This is a genomic window from Bradyrhizobium sp. Pha-3 (genome assembly GCF_042258615.1).
Lineage (GTDB): Bacteria > Pseudomonadota > Alphaproteobacteria > Rhizobiales > Xanthobacteraceae > Bradyrhizobium.
The window spans coordinates 8728648-8746134 of record NZ_CP170152.1 but is presented as its reverse complement, the minus strand read 5'-3'; the positions used below and the strand labels follow the sequence as shown (position 1 = coordinate 8746134).

Annotated in this window: 12 protein-coding genes; 3 read left to right on the top strand and 9 right to left on the bottom strand. The window is 65.2% G+C overall.

What is annotated here, in order from left to right; translation table 11 throughout:
* Positions 1–56: 56 nt before the first annotated feature.
* From ACE10Z_RS40880 to ACE10Z_RS40840, 9 genes are all read right to left on the bottom strand, one after another.
* Positions 57–1073, bottom strand: a complete 1017-nt coding sequence (locus ACE10Z_RS40880) for an ABC transporter ATP-binding protein (RefSeq protein ID WP_375785730.1) — start codon at positions 1071–1073, stop codon at positions 57–59.
* Positions 1070–2083, bottom strand: coding sequence for an ABC transporter ATP-binding protein (locus ACE10Z_RS40875; protein ID WP_375785729.1), 1014 nt, complete (start codon positions 2081–2083; stop codon positions 1070–1072). Before ACE10Z_RS40875 ends, ACE10Z_RS40880 begins: the two co-directional genes overlap by 4 nt.
* On the bottom strand, positions 2083–2976 hold the full coding sequence (locus ACE10Z_RS40870; RefSeq protein WP_375785728.1) for an ABC transporter permease: 894 nt from the start codon (positions 2974–2976) through the stop codon (positions 2083–2085). Before ACE10Z_RS40870 ends, ACE10Z_RS40875 begins: the two co-directional genes overlap by 1 nt.
* 4 nt (positions 2977–2980) lie before the next feature.
* Complete coding sequence (locus tag ACE10Z_RS40865) at positions 2981–3928, bottom strand: ABC transporter permease (protein WP_375785727.1); 948 nt, start codon at positions 3926–3928, stop codon at positions 2981–2983.
* An 85-nt stretch (positions 3929–4013) separates the two neighbouring features.
* Positions 4014–5609, bottom strand: a complete 1596-nt coding sequence (locus ACE10Z_RS40860; RefSeq protein WP_375785726.1) for an ABC transporter substrate-binding protein — start codon at positions 5607–5609, stop codon at positions 4014–4016.
* Between the two features lie 420 nt (positions 5610–6029).
* Positions 6030–6917 (bottom strand): TauD/TfdA dioxygenase family protein, encoded by an 888-nt coding sequence (locus ACE10Z_RS40855; protein ID WP_375785725.1) that lies wholly within the window; start codon positions 6915–6917, stop codon positions 6030–6032.
* A 79-nt stretch (positions 6918–6996) separates the two neighbouring features.
* Positions 6997–7695 carry a DUF2270 domain-containing protein gene (locus ACE10Z_RS40850; protein WP_375785724.1) on the bottom strand — a complete coding sequence of 233 codons (699 nt, stop codon included), beginning with the start codon at positions 7693–7695 and terminating at the stop codon, positions 6997–6999.
* Positions 7696–7814: 119 nt separating this feature from the next.
* On the bottom strand, positions 7815–9365 hold the full coding sequence (locus ACE10Z_RS40845; protein WP_375785723.1) for an AMP-binding protein: 1551 nt from the start codon (positions 9363–9365) through the stop codon (positions 7815–7817).
* Positions 9366–9480: 115 nt separating this feature from the next.
* Positions 9481–10635, bottom strand: coding sequence for an iron-containing alcohol dehydrogenase (locus ACE10Z_RS40840; RefSeq protein WP_375785722.1), 1155 nt, complete (start codon positions 10633–10635; stop codon positions 9481–9483).
* Positions 10636–11596: 961 nt separating this feature from the next.
* Between ACE10Z_RS40840 and ACE10Z_RS40835 the strand changes: the two genes are divergently transcribed.
* From ACE10Z_RS40835 to ACE10Z_RS40825, 3 genes are all read left to right on the top strand, one after another.
* Positions 11597–12820, top strand: a complete 1224-nt coding sequence (locus tag ACE10Z_RS40835) for an efflux RND transporter periplasmic adaptor subunit (protein ID WP_375790046.1) — start codon at positions 11597–11599, stop codon at positions 12818–12820.
* Entirely contained in the window at positions 12817–15990 is a 3174-nt protein-coding gene (locus ACE10Z_RS40830) for an efflux RND transporter permease subunit (RefSeq protein WP_375785721.1), read from the top strand. Before ACE10Z_RS40835 ends, ACE10Z_RS40830 begins: the two co-directional genes overlap by 4 nt.
* Before the next feature lie 262 nt (positions 15991–16252).
* Positions 16253–17443 (top strand): ABC transporter substrate-binding protein, encoded by a 1191-nt coding sequence (locus ACE10Z_RS40825; protein WP_375785720.1) that lies wholly within the window; start codon positions 16253–16255, stop codon positions 17441–17443.
* Positions 17444–17487 lie beyond the last annotated feature (44 nt).

Below are 17487 nucleotides of genomic sequence, written 5' to 3'. Positions count from 1 at the left end.
TAGGCTGTGGCCCCAGCCCCGCAAATCAATGGACAGTCGGGGTAATGGGTCCCGGCCTACGCCGGGACGACAGTGGAGTATGAGGCGGCTTGCCCCGTCCCGTCATTTAGCCAGCACGCCACCTGATGCTTGGCTCCGGCTTCCTTGAGCACCGGCCGCTCGGTCTTGCAGCGATCCATCGCGTAGCGGCACCTTGTGTGAAACGCGCAGCCTGAGGGCGGGTTGATCGGGCTCGGCACGTCGCCGTCGATCAGCGGCGCGATCCGCCTGGCCTTGGGGTCGGCGATCGGCACCGAGGCGAGCAGGGCCTGGGTGTAGGGGTGACGCGGATTGGCGAACAATTCGTGTTTGTCGGCAATCTCGACAATGCGGCCGAGATACATCACCGCGACGCGGTGGCTGATATGGGCGACGACCGCGAGATCGTGCGCGATGAAGAGGTAGGAGAAGTTCTGCCTGCGCTGCAGGTCGATCAAAAGGTTTATCACCTGCGCCTGGATCGAGACGTCGAGTGCGGAGACCGGCTCGTCGCAGACGATCAGCCGCGGCCCGAGCGACAGCGCGCGTGCGATGCAGATGCGCTGGCGCTGACCGCCGGAGAACTGGTGTGGAAAATTCCTCATCTGGTCGGGCCGGAGACCGACCTGCTGGAACAGTTCCGCGACGCGCTCCTGCTTCTTCGTGCCGGTCGCGATGCCGTGCACGGTCAAGGGCTCGCCGACGATATCGCCGGCCGTCATGCGCGGGTTGAGCGAGGCGAACGGATCCTGGAACACGATCTGCATCGAGCGCCGGTACGGCCGCAGCGCGCTCTTGCTCAGCGGTGCGATATCCTCGCCGTCCAGCTTGATCGCGCCGCTGGTCGGCTCGACCAGCCGCAGCACGGTGCGCGCCACCGTCGACTTGCCGCAGCCGGATTCTCCGACCAGGCCGAGCGTCTCGCCGGCGCCGAGCGAAAAGCTGACGCCGTCGACCGCATGCACGGTGCCGACCTGCCGGCGCAGCACGCCGCCGCGCACCGCATAGTGCTTGACGAGATCGGTGACCTCGAGGAGCGGGCGGTGCTCGGTCATGACGCCTCCGTCATCTCGCCGGCGCGCCAGCAGGCCGCCCAGTGATTGCCTTTGACCTCGTCGAGCGGCGGATACTCCTTGAGGCAGCGGTCGATCGCGAACTTGCAGCGCGGCGCGAAGGCGCAGCCGGGCGGCAGATTGGTCAGCGACGGCACCATGCCGGGGATCTCGGTCAGTCGCGCATCGGCCTTCGCGCCGAGCGCGATCACCGCCGGCATCGAGGCCATCAGCCCGCGCGTATAGGGATGCAGCGGCGTCTCGAACAAGGACTCGACGGTCGCTTCCTCGACCTTCTTGCCGGCATACATCACGATCACGCGCTGCGCGGTCTGCGCGACGACGCCGAGGTCATGGGTGATCAGGATCAGCCCGGTGCCGAGCCGCTGCTGCAGGTCGACGATCAGCGCGAGGATCTGCGCCTGGATGGTGACGTCGAGTGCGGTGGTCGGCTCGTCCGCGATCAGGAGCGCAGGCCGGCACGCCAGCGCCATTGCGATCATGGCGCGCTGGCGCATGCCGCCGGAGAGCTGGTGCGGATATTCCTGCGCGCGGCGCTCCGGTTCGGGGATGCGCACCAGCCGCAGCATGTCGACCGCCTGTTTCCAAGCCTCCTTGCTGCTCATCTTCCGATGCAGGCGCACCGCCTCGGTGATCTGGTCGCCGATCCGCATCACCGGGTTGAGCGAGGTCATCGGCTCTTGGAAGATCATCGAGATACGATTGCCCCTGATGGCGCGCATCGCGGCATCGTCGAGCTTCAGGAGGTCGGTGCCCTCGAGCGTCACCGAGCCGCCGACGATCCGGCCGGGCGGATCGGGCACCAGCCGCATGATCGAGAGCGCGCTGACGCTCTTGCCGCAGCCGGATTCGCCGACGATGGCCAGCGTCTCGCCGCGGCGGACCGAGAACGAGACGTCGTCGACCGCGCGGAACAGGCCGGAATTGGTGAAGAACACCGTCTGCAGGTTCTTCACGTCGAGAACCGTCTCTGCCGGAAGTGCCTCGCTCATCAGCCGCGCTGCCTCGGATCGAGGATGTCGCGCAGCGCATCGCCGAACAGATTGGTGCCGAACACCGCGAGACTGATCGCAATGCCGGGGAAGATCACCAGCCACGGCGCGGTGCGGACATATTCCGCGGCGGATTCCGATAGCATGCGGCCCCAGGACGGATAAGGCTCAGGGATGCCGAGGCCCAGGAACGACAGCGAGGCCTCGGTCAGGATGGTCGAGCCTAGCTGTGCGGTAGCAAGCACGATCAGGGGAGCGATGGTGTTCGGCAGCACGTGGCGCAGCGCGATGCGCATCTCGCTCATGCCGATCGATTTGGCGGCCTCGACGAACGGTTGCTCGCGCAGCGCCAGCGTGTTGGCGCGGATCACGCGGGCGACCGTCGGGATCAAGGGAATGGCGATGGCAAGGATCACGTTCGGCAGCGAGGGGCCGAGCGCCGCGGTCATCACAAGGGCGAGCACCAACAGCGGCAGCGATTGCAGGATGTCGGTCACCCGCTGGAACACGAGATCGACCCAGCCGGAGAGATAGCCCGAGGTGAGGCCCACGATCACGCCGAGCGTGGCGCCCAAGGTCGTGGAGCCGATGCCGACCGCAAGCGAGATCCGTGCGCCATGGACGATGCGGCTCCAGACGTCGCGGCCGAAGGAATCGGTGCCGAACCAGTGCAGCGTTGAAGGCGCCGCAAGCCGATGGGCGGAATCGACGGTGAGCGGATCGTAGCGGCTGATGACGTTGGCGAAGATCGCGGTCAGCACGAACAGCAGCATGATGATCAGGCCGACCGTGCCGAGCACATGGCGCTGTGCCAAGAAGGCCAGCCGTCCCCATCCGGGGGTGGCGTTGGCTCCGGCGCGGCGCAGTTCGCTGTCAAAGTTGATGGTCGCCATCAGGTCAGTCTCCAAACCGGATGCGCGGGTCGATCGCCGCATAGAGCATGTCGACGATGAAATTGACGACCACGACGACGACAGCGATGAACATCACGAGGTTCTGCACGATCGGGTAATCGCGCCAGCGCAGCGCCTCGACGAGGAAGCGGGCGATGCCGGGGATGTTGAACACGGTCTCGGTGACGATCAACCCGCCGATCAGGAACGCGGCCTCGATGCCGATCACCGTGATGACCGGCAGCACCGCGTTCTTCAGCGCGTGGTGATAGTTCACGGAGGCCTCGGAGGCGCCCTTGGCCCGCGCGGTGCGGATGTAGTCCTGGCGCAGGATCTCGAGCATCGAGGAGCGGGTGATGCGCATGGTCAGCGCCGCGCTGCGGAAGCCGACCGCCATCGCCGGCACCGCATAGATGGTCAGCGCCTCGAGCCAGGTCTTCGGGTTCGGATTGAAGATCGGCATGGTGCCGAACAGCGAGACCGAGGCCATCAGGATCAAGAGGCCGAGCCAGAATGACGGCAGCGACAGGCCGCTGAGGCTGACGACGCGCAGCGCGTAGTCGAGCTTCGAGCCCTGGTGCACGGCGCTGATGACGCCGAGCGGAATGCCGATCGAGGCGGAGAACAAGAGCGCCAGCCCCGCGAGCCGCGCGGTGATCGGGATCCGCGGCAGGATCTCCTCCAGCGCCGGCTTCTCCGAGACATAGGAATAGCCGAGGTCGCCGCGCAGCAGGCCGCCGATCCAGTGCAGATACTGGATCACGATCGGCTGGCTCAGGCCGAGCTCGCGCTCGAGATTGGCCTTGTCGGCGGGATCGACGAAGCCTGCGGCGTCGAACAGGATGTCGACGATATTGCCGGGAACGACGCGCAGCAGCACGAAGATGATGACCGAGATCCCGAACAGGGTCACGAGCATCAGGAACAGCCGTCGCACGATATAGGCAAACACCCTGGCTCTCTCCCTGATCCCGAATCTTCTTTTGACGCGTTTTCTTGACGCGAACCGGTGTCCATTTCGCTCGAAAACGCTACGCCTACTTGTCCAGCCAGACGTCCTCGTAGCGATAGCCGTTATAGGAGCTGTTGGACATGATCGTGACATTCTTCACGTAAGGCTGCCAGCAGGTGCCGGTGCGGGCATGGAAGATGATCGGGCGCGCGACGTCTTCCTGCAGCTTCTTGTCGATCTCCCAGACCAGCTTCTTCCGCTTGTCGAGGTTGGTTTCCTCGGACTGCTGGTCGAACAGCTTCTCGATGTCCTTGTTGCAATAGTTGGTGTAGTTCCGCTCCGAGCCGCAGGCATAGTTTTCGTAGAAGGACTGATCGGGCTCGTCGACGGCGTTGCCGGTGAGGTTGAGGCCGAGTGAATAGTCCTTGCGGGCGATCTTCGGGAACCATTGCGCGGTGTCGACGACGTCGAGCTCGGCGTCGATATAGATGCTCTTGATCTGGTCGATCAGGATGATCGCAGGATCGCGGTAGACCGCGATGTTGCGGGTCGATACCTTGATCTGCAGATGCTTGTCCGGGCCATAGCCCGCCTTCTGCATCAGCTTGCGCGCCTCCTCGCGGTTTTTCTCGATGTCGGGACCGTAACCGGGGATCTGCTCCAGCATGTCTTTCGGCATCGCCCACAGGCCGTCCGGCGCCGGCTCCATGGTGCCGCCGATGTCGCCCTGGCCCTCGAACATGATCTGGATGAACGCCTTGCGGTCGAGCGCCAGCGCCAGCGCGCGGCGGATGTCGAGATTGTCGAACGGCGGCGCGCTCGAATTGATGATGATGTTGGTGGAGACGTTATTCGGTTCCACCACGCAGACCGCCTTGGGGTCCTGCGATTTGACGTCCTTCAGCAGCGGGATCGAGACCTCGGTCGGAAACGTCATGTCGAACTTCCCCGAGACGAAGCCGAGGATCGCGGTCGAGCGGTTCGGGATGATGGTGAACTCGATGCCGTCGAGATAGGGCAGGCCCTTCTTGAAGTAATCAGGGTTCTTGGTCAGCTTGATCGACTCGTTGGCCTTGAACTCGACGAACTTGAAGGGGCCGGTACCAACAGGCTTGGTACGCATCTCCGCCGGCGAAACGTGGCAGGGATAGACCGGCGAATAGCCCGAGGCGAGCAGCGACAACAGCGCCGGCTGCGGCCGCTTCAGCTTGAACGACGCCTCATAGTCGCCGTTGGTCGTGACCTCGTCGACCTGGTCGTACCAGGACTTGCGCGGGTTCTGCCGGAACTTCTGCTGCGACTTGCCCATCAGCATGTCGAAAGTGCATTTGACGTCGGCCGCCGTGAACGGCTTGCCGTCATGCCATTTCACGTCCTTGCGCAGCTTGAAGGTCAGCGTCTTGTTGTCGCCGCTCCAGGCCCAGCTCTCCGCAAGCTCGGGCCGGATCGTGCTGGCGCTGTTCTGCGCGATGTGCTGGTCGAAAATGACGAGGTTGTTGAAGATCGGCATGAACGGAATGTTCACCGAATAGGTCGCGCCCTCGTGGATCGAGGCGCTGCCGGGGCTATCGCGGTGATAGATCCTGAAGATACCGCCGGATTTCGGCTCGGCTGCGCGCGAAACGTCGCTGATGGTCAGCACAGATAATACCGCGACGGCCAGCGCTTGCACGCTCCGCATGGTCCCCTCCCACATGTCGGTCTCAACGGCCGATTGGCATCGACGATAGCACGGTGAGGCTGTCGGGCAACCAGCGAGGGCCGTGCGGGGATTGGCAATTCGGATGACGTGAGAGCATTAAGATTTCCACGGACCGGGAATAATGGCTGTGATGGCGGGGAACTCAGTCTGTTTTGCTATGCAATGACGACTCTCCGTTTGAATTCGATTGCTAACGCTGATGGTGCGACTTGAAACGGCTTGCGATCAGCGACAGTTTATCGCCGCTTCTGCTCGCCACGCAGCGTCGAAGTCTGTCCCGTCATCCTGAGGAGCGCGAAGCGCGTCTCGAAGGATGCACGGCCCGAGCCGTGGCCGATTCATCCTTCGAGGCTCGCTGCGCTCGCACCTCAGGATGACGGTGAGACACAAGAGCAACGTTCACTCTGCCGCCTGCGTTGAGGGCAGGTGCATGTTCGCGACACCATCCGCGTCGGTCGCCGAGATCGTGGTGCGGATCATCAGGCGGCCCTCATGCGCCGGCCAGGGGCGGCCGCGATGCATGGTGGCGCGGTTGTCCCACATCACGACGTCACCCTGCTTCCATTGATGCAGATAGCTGACCCCGGGCGCGGTGGCGGCTTCGGTCAATTGCTCGATCAGCGCCTTGCCGGCGTCGGCATCCATGCCCTCGACGCCATAGGCGTGGGAGGCGAGATACAGCGCGCCGCGGCCGTTGACGGGGTTGCGCCAGACCATGCGCCAGCACACCGGCGGCAGTGCATCGACCTCCTCAATTGTTGCGAGCCCGGTTGCCACCTTGCTGCGCGAATGCGCGTAGGAGTGCCAGGCGAATGAGTTCTCCAGCCGCTTCGCCACCTCCTTGTCGAGCCGCTCGAAGGCCAGCCGCATCGAGACGAACTCGGTCTCGCCGCCATGTTCGGGGATGATGCGCGCGGACAGGATCGAGGTCAGCGCCGGCAGGCGCTTGAAGGAGGAGTCGGTGTGCCAGAGCTGATTGGCCCTGGCGCGCAGCTGCTGCCGATGGTCCGAGGGAACCACCTTGCCGTCGGGTCCGAAGGTCGAGAGGATCACGAAATGCGAGCCGGTGCCCATCGAGCCGACCTTGGTCGTCTCGGGCGGGCCGAAGCGGCGCGAGAAGGCGAGCTGGACGTCGTCGCTGACCTCCTGGCCGCGGAACACCAGCACCGAGTGCTCCTCGAACGCCGCGCGCACCGCGGCATAGGCGGCATCGCTGGCGGCAACATCCGAAAGCGTGACGCCGCGCAGTTCGGCTCCGAATCCCTCGCGCAGTGGGATCACTTCCATCGGCAAATCCTCCCTGACTTTTCTTGTTGAGGCGAGGTTAGGGGAAAAGCCCGCCAGCGGCAACGCGGCTCACGCCGCCTCACCCCATCGCGATCAAATTGTGCCGCGTGCGCCGGTCGGTGACCTCCATGCGATGCGTGACGAAGGCGAACAGCGCCCAGCTGGAATGGAAGGCGACGCCGGCCAGAACCACGATGGCTCCGGGAATCGGGCCGATCGAGGCGCGGTCCCAGATCTCGCTCAGCGTGGTCAGCGGCAGAGGGTGGATCGCCAGCTTGCCGTAATAGGCGATGGCCTGGATCGCGAAGATCCAGCCATAGGTCCGGCGCAGCCGCCGGCCGATCGCCCGGGCAAGGGAGATGTGGTAGCTCGGGCGGCGGTAGTCGTTGGCGAGCAACTCGGTCCAGGCCGCGTTCGGTGTCGGCCCTTCGCCGCGGATCATCGGCGCGTAGAAATCGGTTTCGAGCAACCGCGCACGGGCGCGCCAGACGTTGAAGTAGCGATAGCGCCGCGCCTCGAACAACAGGAACACCGTGACCAGCAACCCGACCAGCACCATCGGCAACGGCGAGGCCTCCGCGCTGCTGTAGGTCGCCGACAGCGCGATCCCGGTCGTGACCACTGCCCAGTTGGTCGAGCTGTCGAGGCGGGTGCGCCAGACCGTGCTGCGGTAGACCTCGCCGCGATAGAGATGGGCGAGCGCACCGATCTCGGCGGCGGTGAATTCGAGCCTTCCGGCCTGTACCGGCTCGGGCTCGCGCGGCTGGGGCGAGGGCATGGCGGCCTCCGGCGAAGCTGGCTTGCGATCCCGGAGCATAGCGCGAAATCCGCGCGAGGGGCGAGTCTGTTACGCCGTCTGGCGTCCGGCTGCGACTGCCCGGCTCGCAGCATCGCTGTTCACACGATCCGCGAGGTCTTGTTGCCCCAATAGCGATCGCGCAGCAGGCGCTTGTAGAGCTTTCCGGTCGGCAGCCGCGGCAGCTCGGTCTCGAAATCCACCGAGCGCGGCACCTTCTGGCGCGACAGCGAGCTTGCGCAGAACGCGATCAACTCCTCGGCGAGCTCCGGCCCCGGCGCGATGCCGTCGACCGGTTGCACCACCGCTTTCACCTCCTCGCCGAGATCGACATTGGGCACGCCGAACACGGCGGCGTCGGCGACCTTGGGATGGGTGATCAGGAGGTTCTCGCATTCCTGCGGGTAGATGTTCACGCCGCCGGAGATGATCATGAAGGTGGCGCGGTCGGTCAGATAGAGGAAGTTGTCGTCGTCGACATAGCCGACGTCGCCGACCGTGCTCATGCTGCCGTCCGCCGAGCGCGCCTCGCTGGTCTTGGCCGGATCGTTGAAATACTCGAACGGCGTGGCGGTCTTGAACCACACGGTGCCCGGCGTGCCCTTCGGGCAGGGCTGCATGTTCTCGTCGAGGATATGCAGGTCGCCGAGCAGCACCTTGCCGACGGTGCCGCGATGCGCGAGCCATTCCTCGCTGTTGCAGGCGGTGAAGCCGAGGCCTTCGGTCGCGCCGTAATATTCGTGGATGATCGGGCCCCACCATTTGATCATGTCGTCCTTGACCAGCGCCGGGCAGGGCGCCGCGGCATGGATCGCGATCTCGAGCGTCGACAGATCGTAGCGGGCGCGAACCTCCTCCGGCAGCTTCAGCAGGCGCGAGAACATCGTCGGCACCAGCTGGCTGTGGGTGATGCCCCATGTCTCGACCAGCTGGAGATAGCGCTCGGGATCGAAGCTCTCCATGATGACGACGGTGCCGCCCATCCGGATGGTGAGATTGACCGCCGCCTGCGGCGCGGAGTGATAAAGCGGCGCCGGCGACAGATAGACCATACCCTCGCGGTAGTGCCAGAGCTTGGTCAGGAAATCGAACAGCGGCAGGTTTTGCGACGGCGGCTGCTCGGGCAGCGGCCGCACGATGCCCTTTGGCCGGCCGGTCGTGCCGGACGAATAGAGCATCGCGGTGCCGGCATATTCGTCCGCGATCGGCGTCGCCGGCAGCCCCGCGGTCGCCTGCAGCAAGCCGACGATCCGATCGCTTTCACTATCGCCGTCGACCACGATGCAGAGCTCGACCTGCGGGCACTCCTTCAGCGCCTCGCGCGCGACGTCGAGCTTCAGCTTCGAGGTGATCAGGATCCGCGACTGGCTGTTGGTCAGAATGTAGGCGAGCTCGGCGGCCGTGAGGTAGGAATTGACGCAGGTGAAGTAGAGGCCGGAACGTTCACCGGCGCCGCAAGCCTCGAGGTAGCGGTTGTTGTTCTCCATGAAGATCGAATAGTGATCGAGCCGCTTCATGCCGCGATTGCGGAACAGATGCGCGAGACGGTTGTTGCGCGCCTCGAGCTCGCGATAGGTGACGATCTCGCCGGTCCCGGCCATGATGAAGGCCGGTTGCAGCGGGCGCAGGTAAGCATGCTTGCCGGTGTACATCGAAGCTCAGATCTCCCCTTAGTCTTGCTTTGCTTCTTGTTTGAGCATGATCTCCGCGCAAGCGCTTCGCGTTTGTCGCGAGGGAAAACCGCTTCGCACTTTTCCGGATCATGCTCTAAGCGGCCATCAGCAAAATCTCGCGGACCTGGGATGGACCGTCGATCTTGCGCGGATTGCGCGGCACCCAGGGCGTGCGCATCGCACCCGCCGCGATGCGGTCGAAATGCTCAGGCCCGACGTGGACCTCTTGCAGGCTGCGCGGCATGCCGAGGTCGCGGATGAAGCGGTCGAGCACGTCGCCGGCGTCCGCGCCCGGATGGCCCATCGCGGCCGCGACCAGCGCCTGCCGGTCGGCATTGTCGCGCTTGTTCCAGCGCATCACCGCCGGCAGCATCACGCATGACGTGTAGCCGTGCGGCACGTCGAACTCGGCGCCGAGCACGTAGCCGATGCCGTGGCTCGCGCCCATCGGCACGCCGGAGGCGAGCGGGCCGGTCGAGAGCCAGGTGCCGATCTGGCAATCCATCCGCGCCGAGACGTCCTTCGGATCGGCCCTCACCAGCGGCAGGCCAGCCGCCAGCATCTCCAGCCCCTTCAGCGCTTGTGCATCGCCGTAAGGATGCGCTTCGCGCGAGCAGATGCCCTCGACACAATGATCGACGGCGCGGATGCCGGTCGACAGGAACAGCCAATCCGGTGTGTGCACCGACAGGTCCGGATCGAGGATGGTGGCGCGCGGCATCACCAGGGGATGGCGCAGCATCTCCTTCTGCCGCTTGGCCTCGTTGGTGACGCCCGCGATCGAGGAGAACTCGCCGCCGGCGATCGTGGTCGGCACGCTGATCTGACGCACGGTCGGAGGATTCATCTCGGGCGAGACGCCGCCACGGGTGCGGATCGTGTCGATGCCGTCGGATGTCATGACATTGTTGGCGAGACAAAGCTGCACCGCCTTGGCGCCGTCGGTGATCGAGCCGCCGCCGATGGTGACGATCAGATCGGCCTTCGCATCACGCGCCTGTTGCGCCGCCGCGATCACCGCGGCGCGCGGCGTATGTGCCGGCATCTGGTCGAACGTGCCGACACAGCGGGCGCCGAGCGCCTGGCGGACTTTTTCGATCTCGTCGGTTTCGCGGTTCAGCGTACCCGACACCATCAGGAAGGCGCGCTGGGCGCCAAGCCGGTCCAGTTGCTCGACGACGGCCTCACGGGCGGGCCGCCCGAACACGACCTCGTCCATGGCGCCGAATACGACACGGCCTCGATGCACCCGCCTGTCCTCCCTCAAGATGGCCCGCCTTGCCGGCGGCGCTTTGCGGGGAGGTTAGCGGAGGAAATCGAGGCCGTCATCTGTCCTCCTGCCGGTGGTTTGGTACGGTCGCGTCGTCCATTCCGCTGTCGTCCCTGCGAAAGCAGGGACCCATAGCCACAGGGTCGTGTCGTTGAAGTGAGCTGTGGCCCCAGCGCTGACTAAGCAATTGGCATCGGTGGTTATGGGTCCGGGGTCGCGCGGAGCCTGTCATCGGGCGGCGCTTCGCGCCGACCCGTTGGCTTGCCCGGGACGACACCGAGTTTGTTGCGCGGCTTGTGAGTCATACACCCGCAGTCTCGCGGCGCGATGCGCCTGAGTCTTGCGTTTACTTGCCCTCCTCTTGAGCAGAGGGCGCGGGAAACGCCCGATGCAGGGGGCACGGCTTCATCCACCCGTCATTCCCAGGTGCGCAATTTGTGCACCTGGACGCGTGCCTCGTGGCGCGAGCTCGGATTCATCGGGCCGCGGGCTTCGCGGATGAATGGATTCCGGGCTCATGCTTCGCGTGCTGGCCCTGACGTCTGTGAGCCAGGGGCTCGTGTGCCAAAAATAGAATCGCGGGCGGTGTGACGAATTTGTGAAACAAACTCGCGCTGTGATTGATTCGGGACGATCTGTCTGTGATCATGCGCCTTCGATAGGCCAGCCAAACTGCCCCTTTTCGTCGTCACGGCTTCGCGAGCGTGTCGTAAGGCTTTCAGACTACGTAACTATTTGCTTGATCCGGCGGCCATCTTGAACAGACTGGGGGGCGGGTACATCTGTGACGTCCGCTGCCGCGACATTGCGGTGGTGCATCCGTGTTGAATCACCGCAAGTTCGATTGCGACTTTCGTAGCCCTGATTTGGTCGGCGTGCTTCGTGGTCTTTGGGGGAGAAGGAATTGAGTTCGATTGACAGAACGGGGCGTCCGGCTCCGGTGACCGGTGTCGAGCGTCATTCGCTTCGCCGCCATGTGTGGCGCGGCCTTGCGCCGATCGGGCTGTTGGCCGCGCTGACGCTCGGCGGCTGCGGCGACAAGAGCGCGCAATCGCAGGCCGCGCCTCCGGCGCCGCCCGTGACCGTCGCGCAGCCGGTCAAGCGCACCGTCACCGACTGGGACGAGTTCACCGGACGCTTCGAGGCGATCGAGGAGGTTCAGGTCCGCGCCCGCGTCGGCGGCTTCGTCAACAGTGTCGAGTTCAAGGACGGTGCGATCGTCCACACCGGCGATCTGCTTTACATCATCGATCCGCGGCCGTTCGAGGCGGTCGTGCTGCAGGCCGAAGGTCAGCTCGCCGACGCGCGCGCCAAGGGGGAGCTTGCCAAGCGCGATCTCGAGCGCGGGCTCAATCTGGTGCAGACCAGCGCGGTCTCGGAGCAGGTCGTCGACCAGCGCCGCCAGGCGTTGCAGGCCGCGCGCGCCGCCGAGACGCAGGCCGAGGGCACGCTGAAGGCCGCGCAGCTCAACGTCGAATTCACCCATGTGCTGGCGCCGATCACCGGCCGGGTCAGCCGGCATCTGGTGACGCCGGGCAATCTGGTGCAGGGCAGCGAGAGCGGTGCGACGCTGTTGACCTCGATCGTGTCGCTCGATCCGATCTACATCTATTTCGACGTCGACGAGGCGACCTATCAGCGCAACAGCAAGCTGTGGTTCGAAGGCCGGCGGCCGAGCTCGCGCGACACCGCGAACCCGGTGCAGGTGACGCTGACCGGCGAGACCAAGCCCTCGCATGAGGGCAAGATGGACTTCCTCGACAACCGCCTCGACATCTCCACCGCAACGCTGCGCAGCCGCGCGGTGATTCCGAACAAGGACCTCTCGATCCTGCCCGGCCAGTTCGGCCGCGTCCGCCTGATCGGCTCCTCGCCGTATGAGGCGCTGCTGATCCCGGATACCGCCATCGCCACCGACCAGTCGCGCAAGATCGTGTTCGTGGTCAAGGACGACAACACGGTGGAAGCACGAACGGTGACGCTCGGGCCGCTTGATGAGGGGTTGCGCGTGATTCGCGAAGGCCTCAAGCCGGAGGACCATGTGATCGTCGACGGGCTGCAACGCGCCCGCGTCGGCGCCAAGGTGACGCCGAAAATGGCCCAGGCTCCGGCCGAAGCCAAACCGCCGGCAGGCGACAAGCCGGCGGCAGGTGCCAAGCCATGAATCTCGGCAGGCTCTCCATCAACCAGCCCATCCTCGCGATGGTGCTGTCGATCGTGCTGCTGATCGTCGGCGCGATCGCCTATCCGACGCTGCCGGTCTCGGAATATCCGCAGGTCGTGCCGCCGACCGTCACCGTCACGACGCAGTACCCAGGCGCCTCGGCGCAGACCGTGTCCGACACCGTCGCCGCTCCGATCGAGCAGGAGATCAACGGCGTCGAGGACATGCTGTATCTCTACAGCCAGGCGACCTCGAACGGCCAGCTGACCATCACCGCGACCTTCAAGCTCGGCACCGATCTCGACAAGGCCCAGGTGCTGGTGCAGAACCGGGTCGCGATCGCGCAACCGCGGCTGCCCGAAGAAGTGCAGCGCAACGGCGTCGTCACCCGCAAGAACTCGCCCGACATCCTGATGGTCGTGTTCATGCTGTCGCCCGACGACACGTTCGACCAGCTCTACATCTCCAACTACGCACTGCTGCAGGTCCGCGACCAGCTGCTGCGGCTCGACGGCGTCGGCGACATCCAGATGTTCGGCGCGCGCGATTACTCGATGCGGCTGTGGCTCGATCCCGACCGGATCGCCAATCTCGGCCTGACCTCGACCGAGGTGCTGGCGGCGATCCGGGCGCAGAACCTGCAGATCGCGGGCGGCCAGATCGCCGAGCCGCCGATCGCCGATCGCGCCTTCCAGCCGAACCTCGTCTTCACCGGCCGCCTCAAGGACATCAGGCAGTTCGAGGACATCGTGGTGAAGGCCGGCTCCGACGGCCGGACCGTGCGCCTGCGCGACGTCGCCCGCGTCGAGCTCGGTGCGCTGTCCTATGCCACCAACAGCTTCCTGCTGCGAAAATCGGCCGTCGCCCTGCTGGTGACGCAGCGGCCCGGATCGAATGCGCTCGCCACCGCCAAGAGCATCTCCGACACGATGGAGCACATGAAGGCGAGTTTCCCGAAGGGGCTCGACTACAACATCGGCTACAACCCGACCGAGTTCATCGCCCAGTCGGTTCATGAGCTGATCAAGACGATCTACGAGGCGATGGCGCTCGTCGTCATCGTGGTGCTGGTGTTCCTGCAGGGCTGGCGGCCTGCGATCATCCCGATCATCGCGATCCCGGTGTCGTTGGTCGGCACCTTCGCGGTGATGGCCGCGCTCGGCTTCTCGATCAACAATCTGACGCTGTTCGGCCTGGTCCTCGCGGTCGGCATCGTGGTCGACGACGCCATCGTGGTGGTCGAGAATGTCGAGCGGCATCTCGAGCACGGCATGTCCAGGCGCGACGCCGCGCTCAAGACCATGGAGGAGGTCGGCGGCGCGCTGGTCTCGATCGCGCTGGTGCTGTGCGCGGTGTTCGTGCCGACCGCCTTCCTCGGCGGCATCTCCGGGCAGTTCTTCCAGCAATTCGCCGTGACGATCGCGGTCGCGACCGCGATCTCCTGCTTCTGCTCGCTGACGCTGTCGCCGGCGCTGGCCTCGCAGATCCTGGTCCCGCACGAGGAGAAGCGCCCGCCGGCGCGCTGGAACGTCATCGCGCGCGGCTGGGACAGCTTCACCGCGCTGTTCAATCGCGTGTTCGATCGGCTGGCCCACGGCTATGCGGCGGTCGCCGACTTCGTGATCCGGCACACGGTGGTGATGGTCGCGATCTACCTCGTCTTGATCGGCAGCGCCGGCTGGCTGCTCGCGACCACCTCGCAGGGCTTCATCCCGGCGCAGGACCGCGGCTACGTCATCATCTCGGCGCAACTGCCGGGCGCCGCGTCGCTGGCGCGGACCACGGCTGTGGTGCGCGAGATCGAGCGGATCGCGCTGGATACGCCCGGCATCGTTCGGGTCGCGGCCTTCGCCGGCTTCTCCGGCGCGACGCGCACGCAGGCGGGCAACGCCGCGGCACTGTTCCCGGTGTTCGACGAGCCGGAGGCACGCCTGAAGAAGGGACTGACCGCGACCGCGATCACGGCCGAACTGCGCAAGCGTCTGTCGGTGATCCAGGGCGCCTTCATCATCGTCATTCCGCCGCCGGCCGTGCCCGGTATCGGCACCGGCGGTGGTTTCACCATCCGCGTCCAGGATCGACAGGGCCGCGGGCCCGAATTGCTGGCGTCCGCGACCGACGAACTGGTGTTGGCCGCGCGCAAGTCGCCGAACCTGACCTCGGTGTTCTCGCCGTACTCTGCGAACACCCCGCAGCTGTTCGTCGATGTCGATCGCGTCAAGGCGCAGAAGCTCGGCGTTCCCATCGCCAACATCACCGACACGATCGAGACCTATTTCGGCTCGACCTATGTCAACGACTTCAACCTGTTCGGGCGCACCTACCACGTCACGGCGCAGGCCGATCTGCCGTTCCGCAAGGAGACCACGGATCTTTCGCGGCTGCGCACCCGCAACGCCGCCGGCGACATGGTGATGCTCGGCAGCGTCGTGGACTTCAAGGACATTTCGGGCCCCGACCGTGTCGCGCGCTACAATCTCTACTCAGCGTCCGAACTGCAGGGTGAGCCGGCGCCGGGCGTCAGCTCGACGACGGCGCTCAACACCATCAAGAAGCTCGCCGACGAAACCCTGCCCAGCGGCTTCTCGTTCGAATGGACCGACCTGTCCTACCAGCAGATCAACGGCGCCAATGCCGGCCTCTACGTGTTCCCGATCTGCGTGCTGTTCGTCTATCTGGTGCTGGCCGCGCAATATGGCAGCTGGACATTGCCGTTCGCGGTGATCCTGATCGTGCCGATGTGCCTGTTCGCGGCCACCATCGGCGTGCGCATCATGGGCCAGGACGTCAACATCCTGACCCAGATCGGCTTCGTGGTGCTGGTGGGCCTCGCCGCCAAGAACGCGATCCTGATCGTCGAGTTCGCGCGCGATATCGAGCTCGAGGGCAGGCCACGGCTGGAGGCGGTGATCGAGGCCTGCCGGCTCCGCCTGCGGCCGATCCTGATGACGTCGTTCGCCTTCATCCTCGGCGTGCTGCCGCTGGTGCTGTCGACCGGATCGGGCTCGGAGATGCGCCAGGCGGTCGGCGTCGCCGTGTTCTTCGGCATGCTGGGCGTCACCCTGTTCGGCCTCGTCTTCACGCCGATCTTCTACATGGTGGTGCGCAACCTCGCGGAAGGAAAGAACGAGGGCAAGCCGAAGGAACCAGCGGCGACCGTGGCTGGGTAGCGGGCGGCATTCCGGAGCCGCGAGTGCTTCCCCGTCATCCTGAGGAGCCTGCGAAGCAGGCGTCTCGAAGGATGCACGGCCACCAGCCGGGCCGTCGACCCTTCGAGACGCGCGTTCCGCGCTCCTCAGGGTGACGGGGAGCTACCAGCGTGCGTCGGCGGACCATACTAACGGCTGAGCGGAAAGAGATGGGCAGGCGCGGGGTTATAAAATAATGTCGCGCCGATTTTTCCTGATGAGAGACTGCTGGGAGAGCATAACAATGAAGTCGGGATTTTTGGCTGCGGTTGCGGCGTGCAGCCTGATGCTGGCGGCGCCGGCGATGGCCCAGGGTGTCAAGATCGGCATCCTGAACGATCAGTCCGGCGTCTACGCCGATTACGGCGGAAAGTATTCGCTCGAGGCGGCGCGGATGGCGGTCGAGGATTTCGGCGGCGAGGTGCTGGGCCAGAAGATCGAGATCGTTACCGCCGACCATCAGAACAAGCCGGATCTCGCGACCGCAATCGCGCGGCGCTGGTACGAGGTCGAGAACGTCGACATGATCACCGAGCTCACCACTTCGTCGGTCGCGCTCGCGGTGCAGGAGCTGTCCAAGGAAAAGAAGAAGATCGACATCGTGGTGGGCGCCGCGACCTCGCGCATTTCAGGCGATGCCTGCACGCCCTACAGCTTCCACTGGGCCTACGACACTCGCGCGCTGGCGGTCGGTACCGGCGGGGCGCTGACGGAAGCGGGCGGCAACACGTGGTTCTTCCTGACCGCCGACTACGCCTTCGGCTACGCGCTGGAAAAGGACACCAGCGACATCGTCGCCTCGAAGGGCGGCAAGGTGGTCGGCTCCGTCCGCGTGCCGCTCAACTCGTCGGACTTCTCGTCCTTCCTGCTACAGGCGCAGAGCTCGAAGGCCAAGATCATCGGGCTTGCCAATGCCGGGCTCGACACCACCAACTCGATCAAGCAGGCCGCCGAGTTCGGCATCGTCAGGGGCGGCCAGAAGCTCGCCGGCCTGCTGATGACGCTGTCGGAGGTGCACGGTCTCGGGCTCGAGGCGGCGCAGGGTCTCGTGCTCACCGAAGGGTTCTACTGGGATCACGACGACGCCTCGCGCGCATTCAGCGAGCGCTTCATCAAGCGCACCGGCCACATGCCGAGCATGATCCATGCCGGCACCTATTCGGCGACGCTGAGCTATTTGAAGGCGGTGAAGGCCGCCGGCACCAAGGACAGCGACGCGGTCGCCGCGAAGCTGAAGGAGCTGCCGGTCGACGACGCCTTTGCCAAGGGCAAGGTGCTCGCCAACGGCCGCATGGTCCACGACCTCTATCTGTTCGAGGTCAAGAAGCCGTCGGAATCGAAGAAGCCGTGGGACTATTACAAGCAGCTCGCCGTGGTGCCGGGCGACAAGGCGTTCTTCACCGCCAAGGACAGCGGCTGTCCGCTGACCAAGTGACGCGTATTTCCAGCGGTGGTGTTGTCCTGGCGAAAGCCAGGACC

What these genes read in the sequence shown, in the direction of transcription:
- ACE10Z_RS40880 (WP_375785730.1), bottom strand. Translation starts at nt 1,073, where the DNA reads ATGACCGAGCACCGCCCGCTCCTCGAGGTCACCGATCTCGTCAAGCAC.
- ACE10Z_RS40875 (WP_375785729.1), bottom strand. Translation starts at nt 2,083, where the DNA reads ATGAGCGAGGCACTTCCGGCAGAGACGGTTCTCGACGTGAAGAACCTG.
- ACE10Z_RS40870 (WP_375785728.1), bottom strand. Translation starts at nt 2,976, where the DNA reads ATGGCGACCATCAACTTTGACAGCGAACTGCGCCGCGCCGGAGCCAAC.
- ACE10Z_RS40860 (WP_375785726.1), bottom strand. Translation starts at nt 5,609, where the DNA reads ATGCGGAGCGTGCAAGCGCTGGCCGTCGCGGTATTATCTGTGCTGACC.
- ACE10Z_RS40855 (WP_375785725.1), bottom strand. Translation starts at nt 6,917, where the DNA reads ATGGAAGTGATCCCACTGCGCGAGGGATTCGGAGCCGAACTGCGCGGC.
- ACE10Z_RS40850 (WP_375785724.1), bottom strand. Translation starts at nt 7,695, where the DNA reads ATGCCCTCGCCCCAGCCGCGCGAGCCCGAGCCGGTACAGGCCGGAAGG.
- ACE10Z_RS40845 (WP_375785723.1), bottom strand. Translation starts at nt 9,365, where the DNA reads ATGTACACCGGCAAGCATGCTTACCTGCGCCCGCTGCAACCGGCCTTC.
- ACE10Z_RS40830 (WP_375785721.1), top strand. Translation starts at nt 12,817, where the DNA reads ATGAATCTCGGCAGGCTCTCCATCAACCAGCCCATCCTCGCGATGGTG.
- ACE10Z_RS40825 (WP_375785720.1), top strand. Translation starts at nt 16,253, where the DNA reads ATGAAGTCGGGATTTTTGGCTGCGGTTGCGGCGTGCAGCCTGATGCTG.